Genomic DNA, 14,802 nt, shown 5'->3' on the forward strand with positions numbered 1-14,802 from the left:
CATCTGCTGTTCGAGCCCGCCGAGTTCCTGGAGAAGTTGGCCGCGCTGACGCCGCGACCCGAGGTGCACTTGCTCCTCTACCACGGGGCCCGGGCGCCGCATGCTCGCTGGCGCCGGCAGATCGTAGGCTTTCGCAGGTCGCCGGCGAGCGAGGAGGCGGCCGGGCGGACTGAGCGCGGAGCATCACGCTGCCCGCGCTCCTGGGCCTGGGCCCCCCTGATGCGCCGGGCCTTCGGGATCGACGGGCTCGCGTGCCCACGCTGCGGCGCATCGCCCCGGTGGAGGACCCGGCCGTGGTGGGCACGATCCTCGCGCCCCTGGGCCGGCTCCACCCGGCGGACTCTCCGGGGCCGGCCCCGCCGTCGGCCACCCTGCGCGCTGCCGCCCCCTCCCCTCCGTCATCCGTCCCAGTCTCGGGGTTGGACTCTGCCCCGGCAGGCCGCGTCTTGACGGCCCCGCGGGCGCCGGCGCAAGCTCGCCGTTGATGACTGGCCCGGCTGCGGGATCAACGATGCGCGACGCGCGGTGCTCTCGGCGCCAGCCACCCCGCCGTCGGCGCCCGTCGGCCCCGGCCCGGTCTGATACTGGCCTTTATGGCGCCTACGCGCAGCGGACCGTACTCGAAATGGCGCTCCTGGCTCGCCTTCGTCGGTGCGACAATTATCGGTAGGGCCATCTTGCCATGCCTGCGCCGGCCGATCCTCGCCACGCCTTCGGAGGCGTTCCGCTTGATCACTGGTCGATCCCCATCCAGGACGCCCAGCTCTTAGCGGGACAACCGCCGGGGACCTTTTCTCATTCGCCTGTCATTGGCCCTGCCACCACCCTGAGACGTATCGGGTATCGCGACTATGTACATCCGTCTGATGTGACATTCCGTGAGTTCTTGATTGGCTTCGTCGTCGAGCAGTTCGGTGGCCTGGAATGGTTGCAACGCGAGTTTCCTTTGCCCATTGCAGAACGTCATGTCGTGAGCGGCTGGTACTCGCGCACTGTGGCGTCTATCAACGAGGCACAGCGAGTCGCACAGGCCAGTCCCGGAGATGAAATCCGGATTCCGGCCTCAGGATACATGAGTGAGCTCTTAGCATTGGCCTACGACCTAGCACTGTTGATCGATAGACACTGTCTGCCAGTTCCGCTTCTAGAACGACTCCGAGTGCGCACGGAGTATCAAGGTGCCCGCTTTGAGATGGCTGTTGCAGCTATCTCCGTCCGCGCGGGGTTCCGCGTCAACTTCATCAAGGACACGACCAAAACGGGGCCGGAGTTCATCGCTGAGGACCCAATCACTGCTACCAGCTTCGGTGTCGAGGCGAAGAGTCGCCATCGCGAAGGGGTACTTCATCGGCCCGGACAACTAGACCCGAAAAAGGCGGCCCGGGCAGACGTAGACAGGCTTATCACGGAGGCCTTGGCCAAGGACCGACGCGGCTTGCCCTACGTCGTCATGATTGATGTAAATGCGCCAATTGAACCCGGGAAGACTTCCCTTGAGCAGGCCTGGTTTGTGGATGCCTGGAGAAAGTTGGGTCCACATTCAAACTGAGGGGGCGAGCGCCTTGCGAAGATCAATGCTCTCTGGTTTGTGAACTATGCACGTCGCTATTCGGCCGATCAGGTCGTGCCTCCCTCAAACATGTACGGGACCATAAATGAGTATCCCGAGTATCCACTCCCGTCCGAGGTTCTCGGCCGCTTGGCGGCCGCCGTCACGGCACATGGACTGGTCCCAGACGAGATGCTTACGGAGGAGGACTTAGAGCGCCGCTTTGTTACATGCAGTGCCATCGATGTCAGTGACCCTCGCGCCGTGGTCGCGAGTTTCTTTGCTAGCCAGAGGATCACTCCTAGCACAGAACCCGATTGGGACAGGCCCGCTGCATTGTTTCACCCCAGTGGGATGGTCTACTACGAAACCGAGGGTCTCTATCGAGGATGGCGGCCTTTTCACGAGTATCTTGGGACTCTTCGTAAGCAATCACCATTCCTTGCGGTAGCAGACTTTGTCTTTTCGGTGGGAAGCCACATGAAGCCTACAGAGGACACGTTACGGCTGACGGTCCAATACGACTGGGTACTACAGACTGTGTCTGATGTGCTGTCTCGGGGTCACCCGCAGATTGACTTTCACTTATGGTATGGCAAGGGACGATGGTGGATCATCAGTCTGATCCTCCGGGACGGTCGGGGCGTCGTTGCCTATTGAGTCTTGCGTAAGCAATGGAAGGAGTCACGGTGTCCACGGCAACGCTGATGCGTAGATGCAGGACCACAGGAGATCTTGCGAGCGACGGAGGCGGCGAACCGCGGTGCCAAGAGCGTGGCGGAGTGCGGCGAGATCGTCCGGGGCGCCATTGGCGAGGGCGCGGTCGGCGTGGCCCCAGACGGACTCGGCGGGGTTGAGTTCGGGCGCAGAGGCGGGGAAGAAGTGAACGGGCAGCCGGGGATGGCGCGCGCGGAAGCGCTGGACGTTGCCGCGCCGGTGGATGGAGCCACGGTCTCAGAGCAGATCGACGGGGCCCCGGAGGTGGCGCAGCAGGTGTCGAAGGAAGGTCTCGATGTCGAGGCCGGTGAGATTGCGGGGGCGACCGTGGAGATAGAGCGCGATCTGGCGCCGTCCGGGCGACACCGCCACCCCACTACAGACCGAGAGGCGATCGTGGCGATACCGATGGCGCAGATACGGAGTTCCCCCGCGGGGCGCCCAGGTCCGCCGGACAGTGGGGGTGAGCAGGAAGCCGCTCTCATCGACGAACACGAGGTGGGCGCCCCGGCGGGCGGCGTTTTTTTATCCGGGGCCACGCGCTCCGCTTCCACCGGGCGATGGCCGGTTCGTCCCGCTCGACGGCCCGCCGCTCGGGCTTCTGGCAGCTCCAGCCCAGGCCGGTCAGGACTTTCCACACGTGCGCCGGATGATAGCGAACGCCAAACTGCTGGCGGATCAGCGCGGCCACTCGGGGCAACGTCCAGAGATCGGTGCGGTACCCGGCCCGCAACGGCCCGTGGCCCAGCAGCGTGACCAGCTTCGCTTTCTGGCCGGGCGATAATCGCGATGGGCGTCCTGGGGTGGGCTTGGGGCGCAGGCCCCGCGCCCCCTCGCGCTCGTACGCCTGCCACCACCGGGACACCGAACTCGCCGAGGCGGAGAACTGGCGCGCCACCGCCGACAGCGTCTGCCCGGCCTTCACCTGCGCGATCGCCCGCCGCCGCCGTTGCTCCAGTTGCTCGGGTGTTCCGGCTGGTCTCATGCCTCATACGCTGTCACCCGATCCTCGAGAATCTCCCATTATTTCTGCAAGACTCAATATGTCGCCTACGCGCATGAGCTGCATCCGCCCTGAACGCAGCGGCGACCTAGCGAGCGGCGGATAGCTCCATCGGCTGCGCCTCGAAGGGGACGCCGGCCGGGAACCCGACCAGCCTGATCTCGGGGTGGAGCGTGATGCCCAGCCGCGTCTCGACGCGCTCGCGAGCCATCTCCATGAGCGCGAGGATATCGTGATGGGTGGCCCCGCCAACGTTGACGATCAGGTTGGCAGACTTCGAGGAGATCTCGGCGCCGTTCACGCGCTTGCCGCGGAGGCCAACCATCTCGACGAGTCGGGCGGCGCGATCGCCGGGCGGATTCTTCCAGATGTAGCCCGCGGTCGCGAGGGTGAAGGGCTGCGATTCCTTCCACACTTTCAGCCGGTACTGCAGAGCCTTCTGGACGACCTGGGCCGGACGACGCTCGAGCTGCAGCCGGCAGCCCACGAGGATGCCGCCCGTCGGCAGATCGAAGGTCCGCCCGCCGGCAGGCCCTCCCGCGCGGTGCTCGCCCAGGGTCCCGTCGGGATGCACGAAGTAGACGGCCGAACAATGCTCGATGAGCGCGCCTTCGGCTGTCCGCGCCTTGGTCGCCAGCGCGCCCCCGACGGTGGCCGGAATCCCCGCCAGGTACTCGAGGCCGCCCAGACCCTGCGCCGCGGCCTCCCGGATGAGGGCAGAGAGCGGCATGCCCGCTCCCACCGCGACCTCGTCGCCGGCGAACTCGGCTCGACTGAGAATGCCCTGTAGCTTCACGACGACGGCCTGCAGGCCGCGGTCGGAGACGAGCAGATTGTTGCCGCCGCCGATCACGATGAGGGGCAGATCCTCCTGTTCGGCGAAGGCGAGAGCGTAGCGGAGATCAACGAGGTCCTGCGGCATGATGAAAAACTCCGCGGGGCCACCGATCCGCAACGAGGTGTGGAAGCTGAGGGGTTCTCTGAACCTGACGGCGCCGGTGATTCGCCCTAACATCTGAGCCTCCCATTCGTCGGCCCATCGGCCGCGCGGCGTGAAGTTGCATTCGCGCACCTCTAGTGCACGACCGTTGCCAAGGCCCGATGTGCAAGGTTATCCGTCAGTTTGCTGACACTGGCCGACGAGGGCGTGACAGAGGGTGTCAGGATTTGTGACGGAGAATGGCAGTCAACTGGGCGGACTCTCGGACAAAGCCGGCGTACCCATCCGACCGCTCGCGCTGGGCTATGTACTGTACATCGGGAGCGTAGATAACATAGAGCCCGTTCTCAGTCATGGCGCCCCGCGGCCCAGGCTCTTTCCTCCTTGTCACAACTCTTCCCCTTGTCAGCGCATAGGACGGACAAACGCTGTTCCCTCGGCTCCCTCGCCGCGCGAAGCGGGTGGGGGACATGCGGCCTCCCCTGCGGGCCCCAGCCTGACACCCGGCATTGCTCGCTTCACCGGGGCGAAGGCGAGCGTCAGCACCGCGATCGCCCTCTGACCGGGGCCATCCTGCGCCGCCACGGGCTCGCGGTCGAGAAGCGGGCGGAGGGGTGCGGCGGCGGGGCCGGGAGGGCGCCGGAGCGGGCCCGGTGGGCGAGAATGGCCTGCACCGCGAGGGGATCCTGCACGGAAGTCGTCTTCCGACTTCTTTACCGGGGCGGCCTCACCAGCGGCACGAAGCGGACGGGGATGGTGCGCTGCTGAACGATGCCGGTTGGCGTCCGCGAGACGAGCAGGATTTCCTGATAGGCGACGCCTACGGGAATGATCATGCGCCCGCCGACCGCGAGCTGATCCACCAGCGGCTGCGGCACGTGGTCGGGCGCCGCGGTCACCATGATCGCATCGAACGGCGCCTGCTCGGGCCATCCGAGGTATCCGTCGCCCGTGCGCACGTGCACGTTCCGGTAGCCGAGCTCCGCAAGCGTGTTGCGGGCGTGGTCGGCAAGCTGCGGCACGATCTCGATCGTGTAGACCTCGCGCGCCAGCTCGCCCAGGACCGCAGCCTGATAGCCCGACCCAGTGCCGATCTCCAGCACCTTTTTCTTGTTCGTGACCTGCAGCCCTTCGGTCATGTAGGCCACGATGTAGGGCTGTGAGATCGTTTGGCCGTAGCCGATCGGCAGCGGCCGATCGGCGTAGGCCTGCGGCACCACTCCGCTTGGCACGAACCGCTCGCGCGGCACCTTCAACATCGCGGCCAGCACCCCTTCGTCCTTGATGCCACGCGCTTTGATCTGGTCTTCGACCATTCGATGTCGTCCGGCCAGCGGCGAGTCCTCGCGCGCCTGCGCCGCGAGGCGGCCGGTCCACGGCCAGTGGGCGTATCCCACGACGAGCAGGCCGAGCACGATAAGGCTGAACTTCATGACCGGAGTGACCTATGTGCCCGCGAAAGAGAAGCGTCCACAATCGTAGCCGGCGCGAAGGCAACAAAAAGGCCGTTAGCGGCCCCGAGCCGGGGGCGCGTGGACACCGGGGGCGGGGCGGGCCGGCCCGACGGAGTGACTGACGAGGCGCTGACCGGCCAAGCCATGGCTGCGATCCTGCGCCGGGGAGCCCGGGTCCGTCAAGAAGTGCGCGGAGCGGACCAAGGCCTGGCCACGCCCCCGGGGGGCGGGGCCGCCGAGCCGGAGTCAGCGGTCGCGCCGGAGTCACGCCGCCCCGGCGCCGGGCCTGTGACAAGGAAGACCCGGGGGGAGAACCCTCGGGCGAGGCGGGCCATGACTGAGAACGGGTCTTATGTTATCTACGCTCTTGAGGGCCCGAAAGCGCCCGGAGTTCATGAGTTGGCGGAGGCCCTCGGTGGCCGCACAGCGCCAGAGATACGTCGGACAACCACTCGCTCGAGTGAGCGGCCGGCGGCCAAGTCGGGACCGATTCGGGCTCGAATTCTTCAAAGATTCTAGTCCTCAACTTTCGCTCTTCTGTCCCTGAGTATCTGCTCGGAGCATTTCATTGGCTCCTGTCCGGGGCGAGGCGCTCTGTTGCATATCGCAGAACGCCAAGAGCCGCCGTAGGGAGGGTGGTCTCCGCTGCTGAATCTCGCCCCCAATTCGGATGGTCGCAATCCAACGGCGTCAGTCGCCTTTGAACTTGTGGCCCGTCGTCAAAGCCACGATCCCGACTCCAAGAAACTTGCCGCCTAAGGCAAGTTACGACATCTTCGTCGCTCCTACCACTCACGCTGTAACTCTCAATTCCCTTATAAAGAGGCCGCCGGCACCGATAGCACCCGTATCTCACATAAGTATGGTTCATGACCATCGTCATGAGAAGGAGGTCGCGAGGCCGAAGGCATGAGCCGCAAAGCTGCGTTGGCCTGCTCTTACTAAAGCATACCGAGATAAATTTTCTATAAACTCTCCTTTGCTTTCGGGATGCTTGATCTTGCGTAATACGAAACTACAGTCTTAGACTATGACCATTCTATGTTTACCGTACCCGCCAACTTCATCGGCACTTTCAAGACTGGCGATAATATCAACTACAATCTGCGTCTCCTCGCGGTTTTATACAGGCACTACGAAGAAGCGAATGCTGAAGAACAAAGCCTCCTATGCAAGCCGATAATATTGATTTTGGTGTCCATCATCGAAGCAATTCTGCACGATTTTCACATGCGTATTCGCGTCTTCACCATTGAGGGAGTGAAGACCCTGGCAGATTCCGTAATTGCCTACATACAAGGGAAAGATCCCGATGAACTTGAAACCTATATCGCCAGCGCCAGGAAGCATAATTTGTTTGAGATGGCTAATCTTCGCTTTTACGACATCCTGACCGAATTGAGAAAACTTCGCAACCGCATCCACATTCAGAATACCAAAGGTCTGCCTCCGCCAGATGAGCACAACGCCTTTACGCAGGCTAAAACACTGCTCGCGGAAAAAGCCTTAGAACGGGTTGTAAAGAAAATGGCAGAGAAATATCCAAGAGGCGAGCACGTATCCGGATTCGTGGGTGATTTCGTGTTTCCGTGGTTAGCGCATTTCGCTTAAGTCATCTCCCAGCCACCCCGCCGTCGGTGCCCGCCGGCCCCGGCCCGGTCTGATAATTGCCTTTCTGTCGCCTGCGCGCCGTGCGGCACTTTACCTCACGCGCTATGATAGCCGGTGGGCTTGTCCTTATGACCGCTACGGATAATCTGCTCCAGGACGCTCGCACCGTCGCCATCGTTGTCCACGGCGTCGGTGATCATTCCGATGTCGACATTCTTGACGAAGCGGCAAAGGGTGCTGCGGCTTTCCAGGACTCCGGTTTCCTTGTTCGTCGAATCCAGTTAACGGGCATCCCGTCGGAACCTCCCCCATACCCTATATGGGAAAAGCACGGGGACGACAATCCATCACTCTCTTCACTCTCGATCGAGGTCGACGGGAGCAGGCATGTCATTCTCCCCATCGTTTGGTCGGATTTTCGCCTCCGTGCGCAATACTGGCCGAAGTGGAGCGACCCTGTCAGCATTGCAGTGAGTATTCCCCTGTGGGGATATTCGCTTTTGCTGCTTAGCGTGGACTGTCTCCGCTGCATTCCCAAAGCAAGGGCGCCATGGATACCGGCGCTCGCGGGCGTTGCGGTATTTGTGATTTGCGCGGCTCTGGGTGCGTATTTATCCGCGCGATTTGCAATCAACAATGTCTATGCGGCTGAAAGCATGTTTAGCCCGGTCTATGGAGCTTTCGGTCTGTTGCTTGTCGGTTGCATCGTAAAACTGACTACGCCGGCTTTTGATTTCGTGGGCGATGTCGTACGTTACGTGGCAAGTGATTCCTTTAGACAAAAGCGGATTGCAGCACTTGCAAACGTACTGGCGTACGTGTTGCGCGCCGCTCCGAAAGCGAAAACCATGGTGGTGGGGGACAGTCTTGGTAGCGTCTTGGTGGCCCAATCGGCACTTCATCTTGGTTCGACCGAGCACTCAGATCGCATCGTCGTTGCAACGATTGGCTCACCGCTCCGGTTGATGTCGGATATGTTTAAGGGAACTGTGCCGAGTGCAGATGAATTGGTCAAAAGCTACTCCGAATCTCCGCTAATTGCGTTCTGGGCCAACCTTTGGCGAGACCAGGATTTCATCGGGCGGGCGCTTCGGCCAGATGCTCATGCTCGGTACGCCGAACGATCCCTCGGCAATGGCCCTCATTGGAATGCTTGGAGCGATAGCCGTCTTTGGAGAGCAATCATTGAAATCCTACTAGCTACACGCTCCGGGACGTTCGAAAAACTACGGGAGTCCTGGAAACCCGCGCCGCTGGATGAGGAGGAACTGCGCGAATACGAAGCACGTTCCGAGAAACTCGCTTGACTCGGATGGCTCTGGACTACGGGTCTGATGTTTCTCTACCTATGGGATATCTATCGCATGGGTTGGCCGCCCAGGCCCATTTTAGGCATGGCGTGGACGAGCATCGGGCTTGTCGCCGCCTCCCTATTTGGACTTGCTGCACTTATGGCGTGCAGAGTGATTACAAATCACGTTATGGATAAGCGCACACCCACCAGGGAATGGCTAGGTGATGTGCGTTTGGCAGAACCGATCTGCTTTGTACTAATAGTTCTCGCTCTCGTGCTGGCTGGCGTAAGCGGCATTCAGTATTTTGTCTGACCGCAAATAAAGGGGGCCTGGGCCACCCTGATGCGCCGGGCCTTCGGGATCGACGTGCTCGCGTGCCCGCGCTGCGGCGGCCGGCGGCGGCGCATCGCCACGGTGGAGGACCCGGCCGTGGTGGGCACGATCCTCGCGCCCCTGGGCCTGCTCCACCCGGCGGACTCTCCGGGGCCGGCCCCGCCGTCGGCCGCCCTGCGCGCTGCCGCCCCCTCCCATCAATAATCCGTCCCAGTCCCGGGGTGGGACTCTGCCCCTGCAGGACGCGTCTTGACTGCCCCGCGGGCGCCGGCGCAAGATCGCGGTTGATGACTGGCCCGGCTGCGGGATCACCGATGCGCGACGCGCGGTGCTCTCGGCGCCAGCCACCCCGCCGTCGGCGCCCGCCGGCCCCGGCCCGGTCTGAGAATGGCCTTTTTGTCTCCTACGCGCTTCGGCGACACGCTCCGCGACGCCTGGGACCCGAAGCTCCGCCGACAGGGCTGAGCCGCTTGCGGGCTACTTTCCCTTCAGCGTGACGTCCTCGTAGGGCGCCGAGTAGGCGTGGCCGGAGATGAGGCCGAGGCCCGACTCCTTGACGCGCGGCCCCACGCCGTTCAGGAAGGCCAGCTCCCAGATGGGCGCGTAGATAACCCTGTCCACGACGACCTGCTGCATCTTGTGCAGGATCGCCTCGCGGCGCTTCCGGTCCAGCTCGGCCGCCTGCTCCTGGAACAGGCCGTCGAGGTCCGGGTAGCTGCCGTAGACGTAGGTCCCGCCGGTGACGACGAAAGCATCGAGGCGCGTGGCGGCGTTGCCGAAGGCCCCGCTCGCTCCCTGGATGATGTTCTTGAGCTTCTTCTCCGAGTACGCGCTGAAGAACGCCGCTCGCTCGAGCGGGCGGAGCCTCACGCGAATCCCGGCCGCGTGGAGGTTGTTGCCGACGGCTTCGGCCAGGTTGGAGTAAGAGGCGTCGCAGAAGTACTCGCCGGCATCGAAGCCGTTGGGATAGCCGGCCTCCGCGAGGAGCTGCTTGGCCCGGGCGGCGTTATATGTGGGAGCAGGCGGCTGCCAGAAGAAGTCGAACGAGCTGGGGATGATGTTGCCGGTGAGCTTGGAATGCCCAAGGGTCAGCGCCTGGTTGATGGTCGGCCGGTCCATGGCCAGGCTCGCGGCCAGCCGCACCCGGCGATCGTGCCACGGCGACTTGGGGTCCCACTGGTCCGGGAAGTAGAGCCAGAATGCGGCCTGGATGACCGCGGGCTTGAGGGTGAGACCCGCCGTCCGCTGCAGCTCCTCGGCCAGCTCGCCGCGCACGGAATAGACGATGTCCACTTCGCCGCGCTTGAGCGCGGCCAACCGGGTGGACTCGTCGGAGATCACCCGGAAGACCAGGCGCTTGACGCTGGGGGTCTTTCGCCAGTACTGGTCGAAGGCCTCGAGGACCAGCTCGACCCCGGGGTTGAACGACACGAACTTGTAGGGCCCAGCGCCCACCGGCGCTTTCTTGAAGCCTTCGTCGCCCACCTTCTCGACGTACTTCTTCGGCACGATCCAGCCCGCACCGGTGGCGCTCGAGTAGAAGGTCAAGAAATCAGGCCACGGCTGCTTCAGGCGGAAGCGGACGCGCGCAGGATCGGGCGCCTCCACCGCTGCCACCCGGTCCTTGATCATCTTGTTGGACGTGCCGCGGTACCGCTCGAAGGAGAACTTCACATCCTCGGCGGTGACGGGGTCGCCGTTGTGGAATCGGGCCCCTTTGCGGAGGACGAATTCGTAGACGAGGCCGTCCTTGGAGACGGACCACGATTCGGCCAGGCTCGGCGCCGTCGGCTGGCCGGGCATGGGCTTCACCACGGCGTCGTGCAGCGCATAGAGCACCATGAAGGGCGTGATCATCCCGATGGTGTCGGCGGGATCGAACCAGAGCGGGGCCAGCGAGACGTGCACGCCCCAGATGAGCTGGCCTTCGGGGGCGGCCAGCCCCCGGGCGGGCGCAACGGCGAGGACGAGCACGAGAACGGCGAGGCTCAGGACGAGCGCGCGTCGATAGGTCATGAACACGCCTCCTTCTGGTACGAACGTTCCCTACCTAGGTCTCCGCTTTCCGAAGGGACCGGGTCCAATCTCCTGACGGCCGTGCGTGCCCCCGCCGATCAGGCGGGCACGGGCTGGGCGATGCCGCCGCGCGGCGCGCCCGGCGCCGTCGTGCCCCAAAGCGACTCGAAGCCCGGCGGCAGCTCGCGGCTGTTGGGCGGCGCGAGCCAAAGGCGCAGCAGGAGCCGGTCGCGGTCCGGCCCGTCCGCGTCTTCATACGCCGTACGCCCGTGGTAGACGACGTGGTTGTTGAGAAGCTGGAGGTCGCCGGGCTCGAGCTCCATGGTAAAGGCCAATTCTTCGCACACCTCGGCGTGCAAGTCGAGCGCTTCCTCCTGGGCCGGATTCAGGCGCGGGATCCCGGGAAGCTTCTGCGCAGCCTCCACGAAGGTCCGCGAGTACTGCGTGGTGAACTTGCCCTGGTGCCTTGCGAAGAGCGGCAGCGCGTACGTCTGGCGCTCGCCGCCGGCCTCCTCGCCCTGGCGGCTCCGCCAGTAGTCCTGCCAGAGAAACGCGTGGAGGTCGGGCCGCCGGGCGAGGATCGCGTTGGCCACGCTCACCGCGCTCACGATCCGGCTCAAGCCGCCGGCGCGTGCCTTGCGCACGCACAGGAGGCTCACGAGGTCGCAGCGGTCCGTGTGGAAGCGCAGCGGCCCGGCCGACCGCGCCTTCGAGCGCGAGGAGCGGCCGAGCGCCGAGTCCATCGACACCTCGCGGACCTGTCCATAGAGGCGATTCTCGTCCCGCACCTCGCCGATCAGCTCGCCCTGCGCGTTCTGGTAGCGGGCGCGGCCCAGGTGGGCGCCGAGGCCCCAGTAGAGGTTCCGGAGCTCCTCCGGCGTATAGCGGCCGACGGGAATGCCTCGCAGGAGCACGAAGCCGCGCCCGCGCTCCAGCTCATCGAGGACGCTCGACAGCTCGCGCGAGAACGTCGGCAGCGGGAAATCGTCGCGGCCGAAGCGCGGCCAGGCGAGGCCGCGGCGCTCCATGTCGCGGAGCGCCGCATCCAACTCGGCGACCACTGTGGGGGATACGGGCACGATCCATTCGCTGGATCGCACCATGTCGGCGCCCAGCCACGCCTCGGGTCCGGCGATCGGCTCTGCCCGCATCGTGCTCATCACCGCTCCTTTTGGTCAGTCCTTGAGGAACTCGCGGATGATCCGGAGGAACTCGTCCAGGCGGTCATGGTGCAGCCAATGCCCCGCCTTGTCGATGCCGACGACGGTGGCGTCGCGAAACGGCGCGGCGCGGCCGTCCTCGGCCGGGTTGCCGGATTGGCTCTCCTTCCCGTACAGGAGAAGGGTCGGACTGTCGATCCGCGCCCACAGGTCTTTGATGTCGTGACTGGACATATCGTAGGGGGGCCAGGCGCGCACGTAGTTGTCGAACTTCCAGCTGTAGGTGCCGTCCTCGTTCTGGTTGACGCCCTGGGCGGTCAGGTGCCGCGCCTGCTCGGCGGAGAGATGCGGATTCTCCTCCTGCATGCGGCTGAAGGCGTCCTCGATCGACGCGTAGCGCCTGGGCATCCGACCGGCGAGGCCGCGCTGCTCGCGGATCCAGTCGTCCATGCGCTCGGCAATGGGCTTGGCGCCGCGGTCCGCGAGTATGCGGGGCGGCGGGCCGAGCCCCTCGATGGCCGCCAGCCTCGCCACCGTGTCGGGATAGATGCCGGCGTAGCGGAGCGCGATGTTCCCACCGAGGGAATGGGCGATGATCGTGACCGGGGCCAGCCGCTGCTGGTGGATGAGCTGAGCCAGGTCGTAGATGTAGCCGGCCGGCGTATAGGTGCCGTCGGGGGACCACTGGCTGTCGCCATGCCCGCGCAGGTCCGGCGCGATGATGTGCCAGTCGTTCCTGAGCGCCGCGGCGGTCCAGTCCCAGTTCCGGCAGTGGTCGCGCCCGCCGTGGAGCAGGAGCAGCGGAGGCTTGCCGGCGTTGCCCCAGTCCACGTAGTGCAGCCGCAGGCGCTGAGAAAAGTACGTGTGTGAAGTCGGTCCCGGCATGCTGTCGGTCATCGCGTCGGCTCGATCCCCCTGGAGCAGGGTACTCCGAAACCGGCTACAGCCGGCTCCCGCACGTCGTGCAGAACACCCCTCCCAGGACGGCGAAGATGGCGGCCGCCTGGATCGGGTTGATGGTGACGAAGAAGGCGGCGAACGAAGCGAGGAGGAACTCGGACAGGGGCAGTACCATGGCGCAGATGGTGCCAGACCGGCAGAGACGGGTCAAACCACCGGGCCCCGGGGCCTCCGCTACAATGGCGGCATGAGCGAGGCGATCGTGGTTACGGAGACGGTGCGCGTTCCGTCATCGGCGCTGACGGTCCACGCCGTGCGGGCCTCGGGGCCGGGCGGCCAGAACGTGAACAAGGTCGCGACCAAGATCGACCTGCGCGTGGACCTGGCGGGCGTCGAAGGACTCTCCGATGCCGCCCGCGCACGGCTGCGCGTGCTGGCGGGCCACCGGCTGGACGCCGACGGCCGGCTGGTGATCACGAGCCAGGCGACCCGCAACCAGGCGCGCAACCTCGAGGATGCCCGCGCCCGGGTCGCGGACCTGATCCGGGCCGCGCTCATCCCGCCGCGCCGGCGCGTGCACACGGCGCCGACGGCCGGCGCGCGGCGACGGCGGCTCGCCGGGAAGAAATTGCGCGGAGCCGTGAAGCGCTGGCGAGCCCGGCCGGGCGACGCCGACTGAGCGCGCGCTCCTTCTCTACGGCTCCAGTAGCGTCGGCGGATAGTACGGGCGATCGCCCAACGCGTCCACGGCAGCCCAGAACGCAGCACCACCCGCCTTACCCGGCTCCTCCAGCTCCCAGGTCTGCCGCCGGTAGCTCCAGCTCTCGGGATGCAGCCGGCGCGCCTCCGCCAGGTATGGCGCCGCCGCCTGCGCGTGTCCGCTCGCGTGGAGGTATTGTCCCAAGCGGAAGTTGGCCGCCGCGAGCGCGTGCTCCTCAGACGGCAGCGGCAGGCGCCGGCGCGCCGCGGCCTCAGGCAGCGCGTACGGGCTCGCGGGCCCGGTGACGGCCCAATCGCGCAGCGCATTGAGATACGCCCCGCGCACGCGCTCGCGCTCGGCCATGCCTGGAGCGCTCATCTGCTTGGTGGTGCGGTCCAGCTCCGTACGGAACGCGTCGCTCGTGCCCGCCGTCTCCGTCGGCCTCACGATCCGCCCGGCTTCGTCGATCCACACGGCCGAGGACACGTTCACGACGCCGTACAGCTCGGCTGTCACGTGGCGCTCATCGATCAGGCACGGATAGGTCGCCTTCGCGGCGCGGACCCACTGCTCGGTCTTCGCGGGCCCGCCGCTGTCGAGCGCGACCGAGATGACGATGAAGTTTCGCGCCCGCAGCTCGTCGTAGAGCGCCTGCCACACGGGCAGGTCGAAGCGGCACCCTCACCAGGACGCCCAGAACACGAGGAAGACCTTCTTGCCGCGATAGTCTGCCAGCGCGTGCGGACGGCCCTCGAGATCCGGCAGCGTGAAATCGGGCGCTCGGAGCGACTGCATCTCCGTGCGGCGGGCGGCGGCGCTTTCGCCGAAGAACCATACGCCGTGCGCGTCGTCGTGGACCACGGGCTCCGAGAGCAGCCGTGCCAGCGCGGCGAGATTGAAACGCGCGGGGCGCTCACGCAGGAACGCCGCTTCCCGGCCCCGGGGAATGGGCACGCACACGTCGCCGCGACACGCGCCTTCGGACCGAAGCTCCCAGCCGGTGGCCGCCGGCAGCTCGCTTGCCGGCACCCACAGGTCCCCGCCCTCCGCAGTGGCCGCGGCCGTATACGGCGGCCGCTCTTTGTACAGAATGGTCACGCTCATCGGATCCTCCGGTCTTCGTA

General features: G+C 65.3%; 13 protein-coding genes and 1 pseudogene. 5 read left to right on the top strand and 9 right to left on the bottom strand.

The window, feature by feature from the left end; translation table 11 throughout:
- Positions 1–682 precede the first annotated feature (682 nt).
- Positions 683–1,549 carry a hypothetical protein gene (locus Q7W02_19760; GenBank protein ID MDO8478387.1) on the top strand — a complete coding sequence of 289 codons (867 nt, stop codon included), beginning with the start codon at positions 683–685 and terminating at the stop codon, positions 1,547–1,549.
- A 684-nt stretch (positions 1,550–2,233) separates the two neighbouring features.
- Here the strand turns inward: Q7W02_19760 and Q7W02_19765 are convergent.
- From Q7W02_19765 to Q7W02_19780, 4 genes and pseudogenes are all read right to left on the bottom strand, one after another.
- A pseudogene (locus Q7W02_19765) lies at positions 2,234–2,761 on the bottom strand (transposase).
- Entirely contained in the window at positions 2,748–3,251 is a 504-nt protein-coding gene (locus tag Q7W02_19770) for an IS630 family transposase (GenBank protein MDO8478388.1), read from the bottom strand. Before Q7W02_19770 ends, Q7W02_19765 begins: the two are co-directional and overlap by 14 nt.
- Before the next feature lie 106 nt (positions 3,252–3,357).
- A complete protein-coding gene (gene murB, locus Q7W02_19775) occupies positions 3,358–4,284 on the bottom strand; it encodes a UDP-N-acetylmuramate dehydrogenase (GenBank protein MDO8478389.1) in 927 nt (308 codons plus the stop codon).
- 638 nt (positions 4,285–4,922) lie between these two features.
- Complete coding sequence (locus Q7W02_19780; protein MDO8478390.1) at positions 4,923–5,525, bottom strand: protein-L-isoaspartate(D-aspartate) O-methyltransferase; 603 nt, start codon at positions 5,523–5,525, stop codon at positions 4,923–4,925.
- A 1,179-nt stretch (positions 5,526–6,704) separates the two neighbouring features.
- On the opposite strand from Q7W02_19780, the gene Q7W02_19785 reads away from it, so the two are divergent.
- The 3 genes from Q7W02_19785 (at position 6,705) to Q7W02_19795 (ending at position 9,106) form a co-directional block, all read left to right on the top strand.
- Positions 6,705–7,274 (top strand): hypothetical protein, encoded by a 570-nt coding sequence (locus Q7W02_19785; protein ID MDO8478391.1) that lies wholly within the window; start codon positions 6,705–6,707, stop codon positions 7,272–7,274.
- A gap of 128 nt (positions 7,275–7,402) precedes the next feature.
- A complete protein-coding gene (locus tag Q7W02_19790) occupies positions 7,403–8,581 on the top strand; it encodes a hypothetical protein (GenBank protein MDO8478392.1) in 1,179 nt (392 codons plus the stop codon).
- A 330-nt stretch (positions 8,582–8,911) separates the two neighbouring features.
- The gene (locus tag Q7W02_19795; protein MDO8478393.1) at positions 8,912–9,106 is read left to right on the top strand and encodes an ATP-dependent helicase HrpA; all 195 of its coding nucleotides are present in this window, start codon (positions 8,912–8,914) and stop codon (positions 9,104–9,106) included.
- Positions 9,107–9,379: 273 nt separating this feature from the next.
- Here the strand turns inward: Q7W02_19795 and Q7W02_19800 are convergent, their stop codons facing one another.
- The 4 genes from Q7W02_19800 to Q7W02_19815 all read right to left on the bottom strand — a co-directional run bounded on the left by Q7W02_19800 (position 9,380) and on the right by Q7W02_19815 (position 13,153).
- Complete coding sequence (locus tag Q7W02_19800; protein ID MDO8478394.1) at positions 9,380–10,918, bottom strand: ABC transporter substrate-binding protein; 1,539 nt, start codon at positions 10,916–10,918, stop codon at positions 9,380–9,382.
- Between the two features lie 98 nt (positions 10,919–11,016).
- Positions 11,017–12,078: a TauD/TfdA family dioxygenase gene (locus Q7W02_19805; protein ID MDO8478395.1), complete on the bottom strand. Its 1,062-nt coding sequence runs from the start codon at positions 12,076–12,078 to the stop codon at positions 11,017–11,019.
- Positions 12,079–12,093: 15 nt separating this feature from the next.
- Positions 12,094–12,975 (bottom strand): alpha/beta hydrolase, encoded by an 882-nt coding sequence (locus Q7W02_19810; protein MDO8478396.1) that lies wholly within the window; start codon positions 12,973–12,975, stop codon positions 12,094–12,096.
- A 43-nt stretch (positions 12,976–13,018) separates the two neighbouring features.
- Positions 13,019–13,153: a hypothetical protein gene (locus Q7W02_19815; protein MDO8478397.1), complete on the bottom strand. Its 135-nt coding sequence runs from the start codon at positions 13,151–13,153 to the stop codon at positions 13,019–13,021.
- Positions 13,154–13,225: 72 nt separating this feature from the next.
- Between Q7W02_19815 and arfB the strand changes: the two genes are divergently transcribed.
- Complete coding sequence (gene arfB, locus Q7W02_19820) at positions 13,226–13,657, top strand: alternative ribosome rescue aminoacyl-tRNA hydrolase ArfB (protein ID MDO8478398.1); 432 nt, start codon at positions 13,226–13,228, stop codon at positions 13,655–13,657.
- Between the two features lie 15 nt (positions 13,658–13,672).
- Here arfB and Q7W02_19825 read toward each other — a convergent pair whose 3' ends face one another.
- The gene (locus tag Q7W02_19825) at positions 13,673–14,782 is read right to left on the bottom strand and encodes a ResA-like WAxxUGC motif-containing protein (protein ID MDO8478399.1); all 1,110 of its coding nucleotides are present in this window, start codon (positions 14,780–14,782) and stop codon (positions 13,673–13,675) included.
- Positions 14,783–14,802: the final 20 nt, after the last annotated feature.

This window comes from Candidatus Rokuibacteriota bacterium, assembly GCA_030647435.1.
Classification (GTDB): domain Bacteria; phylum Methylomirabilota; class Methylomirabilia; order Rokubacteriales; family CSP1-6; genus AR37.

Coding starts and splice junctions, on each gene's coding strand:
- Q7W02_19815 (MDO8478397.1), bottom strand. CDS start 13,153: ATGGTACTGCCCCTGTCCGAGTTCCTCCTCGCTTCGTTCGCCGCCTTC.
- Q7W02_19810 (MDO8478396.1), bottom strand. CDS start 12,975: ATGACCGACAGCATGCCGGGACCGACTTCACACACGTACTTTTCTCAG.
- Q7W02_19780 (MDO8478390.1), bottom strand. CDS start 5,525: ATGGTCGAAGACCAGATCAAAGCGCGTGGCATCAAGGACGAAGGGGTG.
- Q7W02_19785 (MDO8478391.1), top strand. CDS start 6,705: ATGTTTACCGTACCCGCCAACTTCATCGGCACTTTCAAGACTGGCGAT.
- Q7W02_19770 (MDO8478388.1), bottom strand. CDS start 3,251: ATGAGACCAGCCGGAACACCCGAGCAACTGGAGCAACGGCGGCGGCGG.
- Q7W02_19795 (MDO8478393.1), top strand. CDS start 8,912: ATGCGCCGGGCCTTCGGGATCGACGTGCTCGCGTGCCCGCGCTGCGGC.
- arfB (MDO8478398.1), top strand. CDS start 13,226: ATGAGCGAGGCGATCGTGGTTACGGAGACGGTGCGCGTTCCGTCATCG.
- Q7W02_19805 (MDO8478395.1), bottom strand. CDS start 12,078: ATGAGCACGATGCGGGCAGAGCCGATCGCCGGACCCGAGGCGTGGCTG.
- murB (MDO8478389.1), bottom strand. CDS start 4,284: ATGTTAGGGCGAATCACCGGCGCCGTCAGGTTCAGAGAACCCCTCAGC.
- Q7W02_19760 (MDO8478387.1), top strand. CDS start 683: ATGCCTGCGCCGGCCGATCCTCGCCACGCCTTCGGAGGCGTTCCGCTT.
- Q7W02_19800 (MDO8478394.1), bottom strand. CDS start 10,918: ATGACCTATCGACGCGCGCTCGTCCTGAGCCTCGCCGTTCTCGTGCTC.
- Q7W02_19790 (MDO8478392.1), top strand. CDS start 7,403: ATGACCGCTACGGATAATCTGCTCCAGGACGCTCGCACCGTCGCCATC.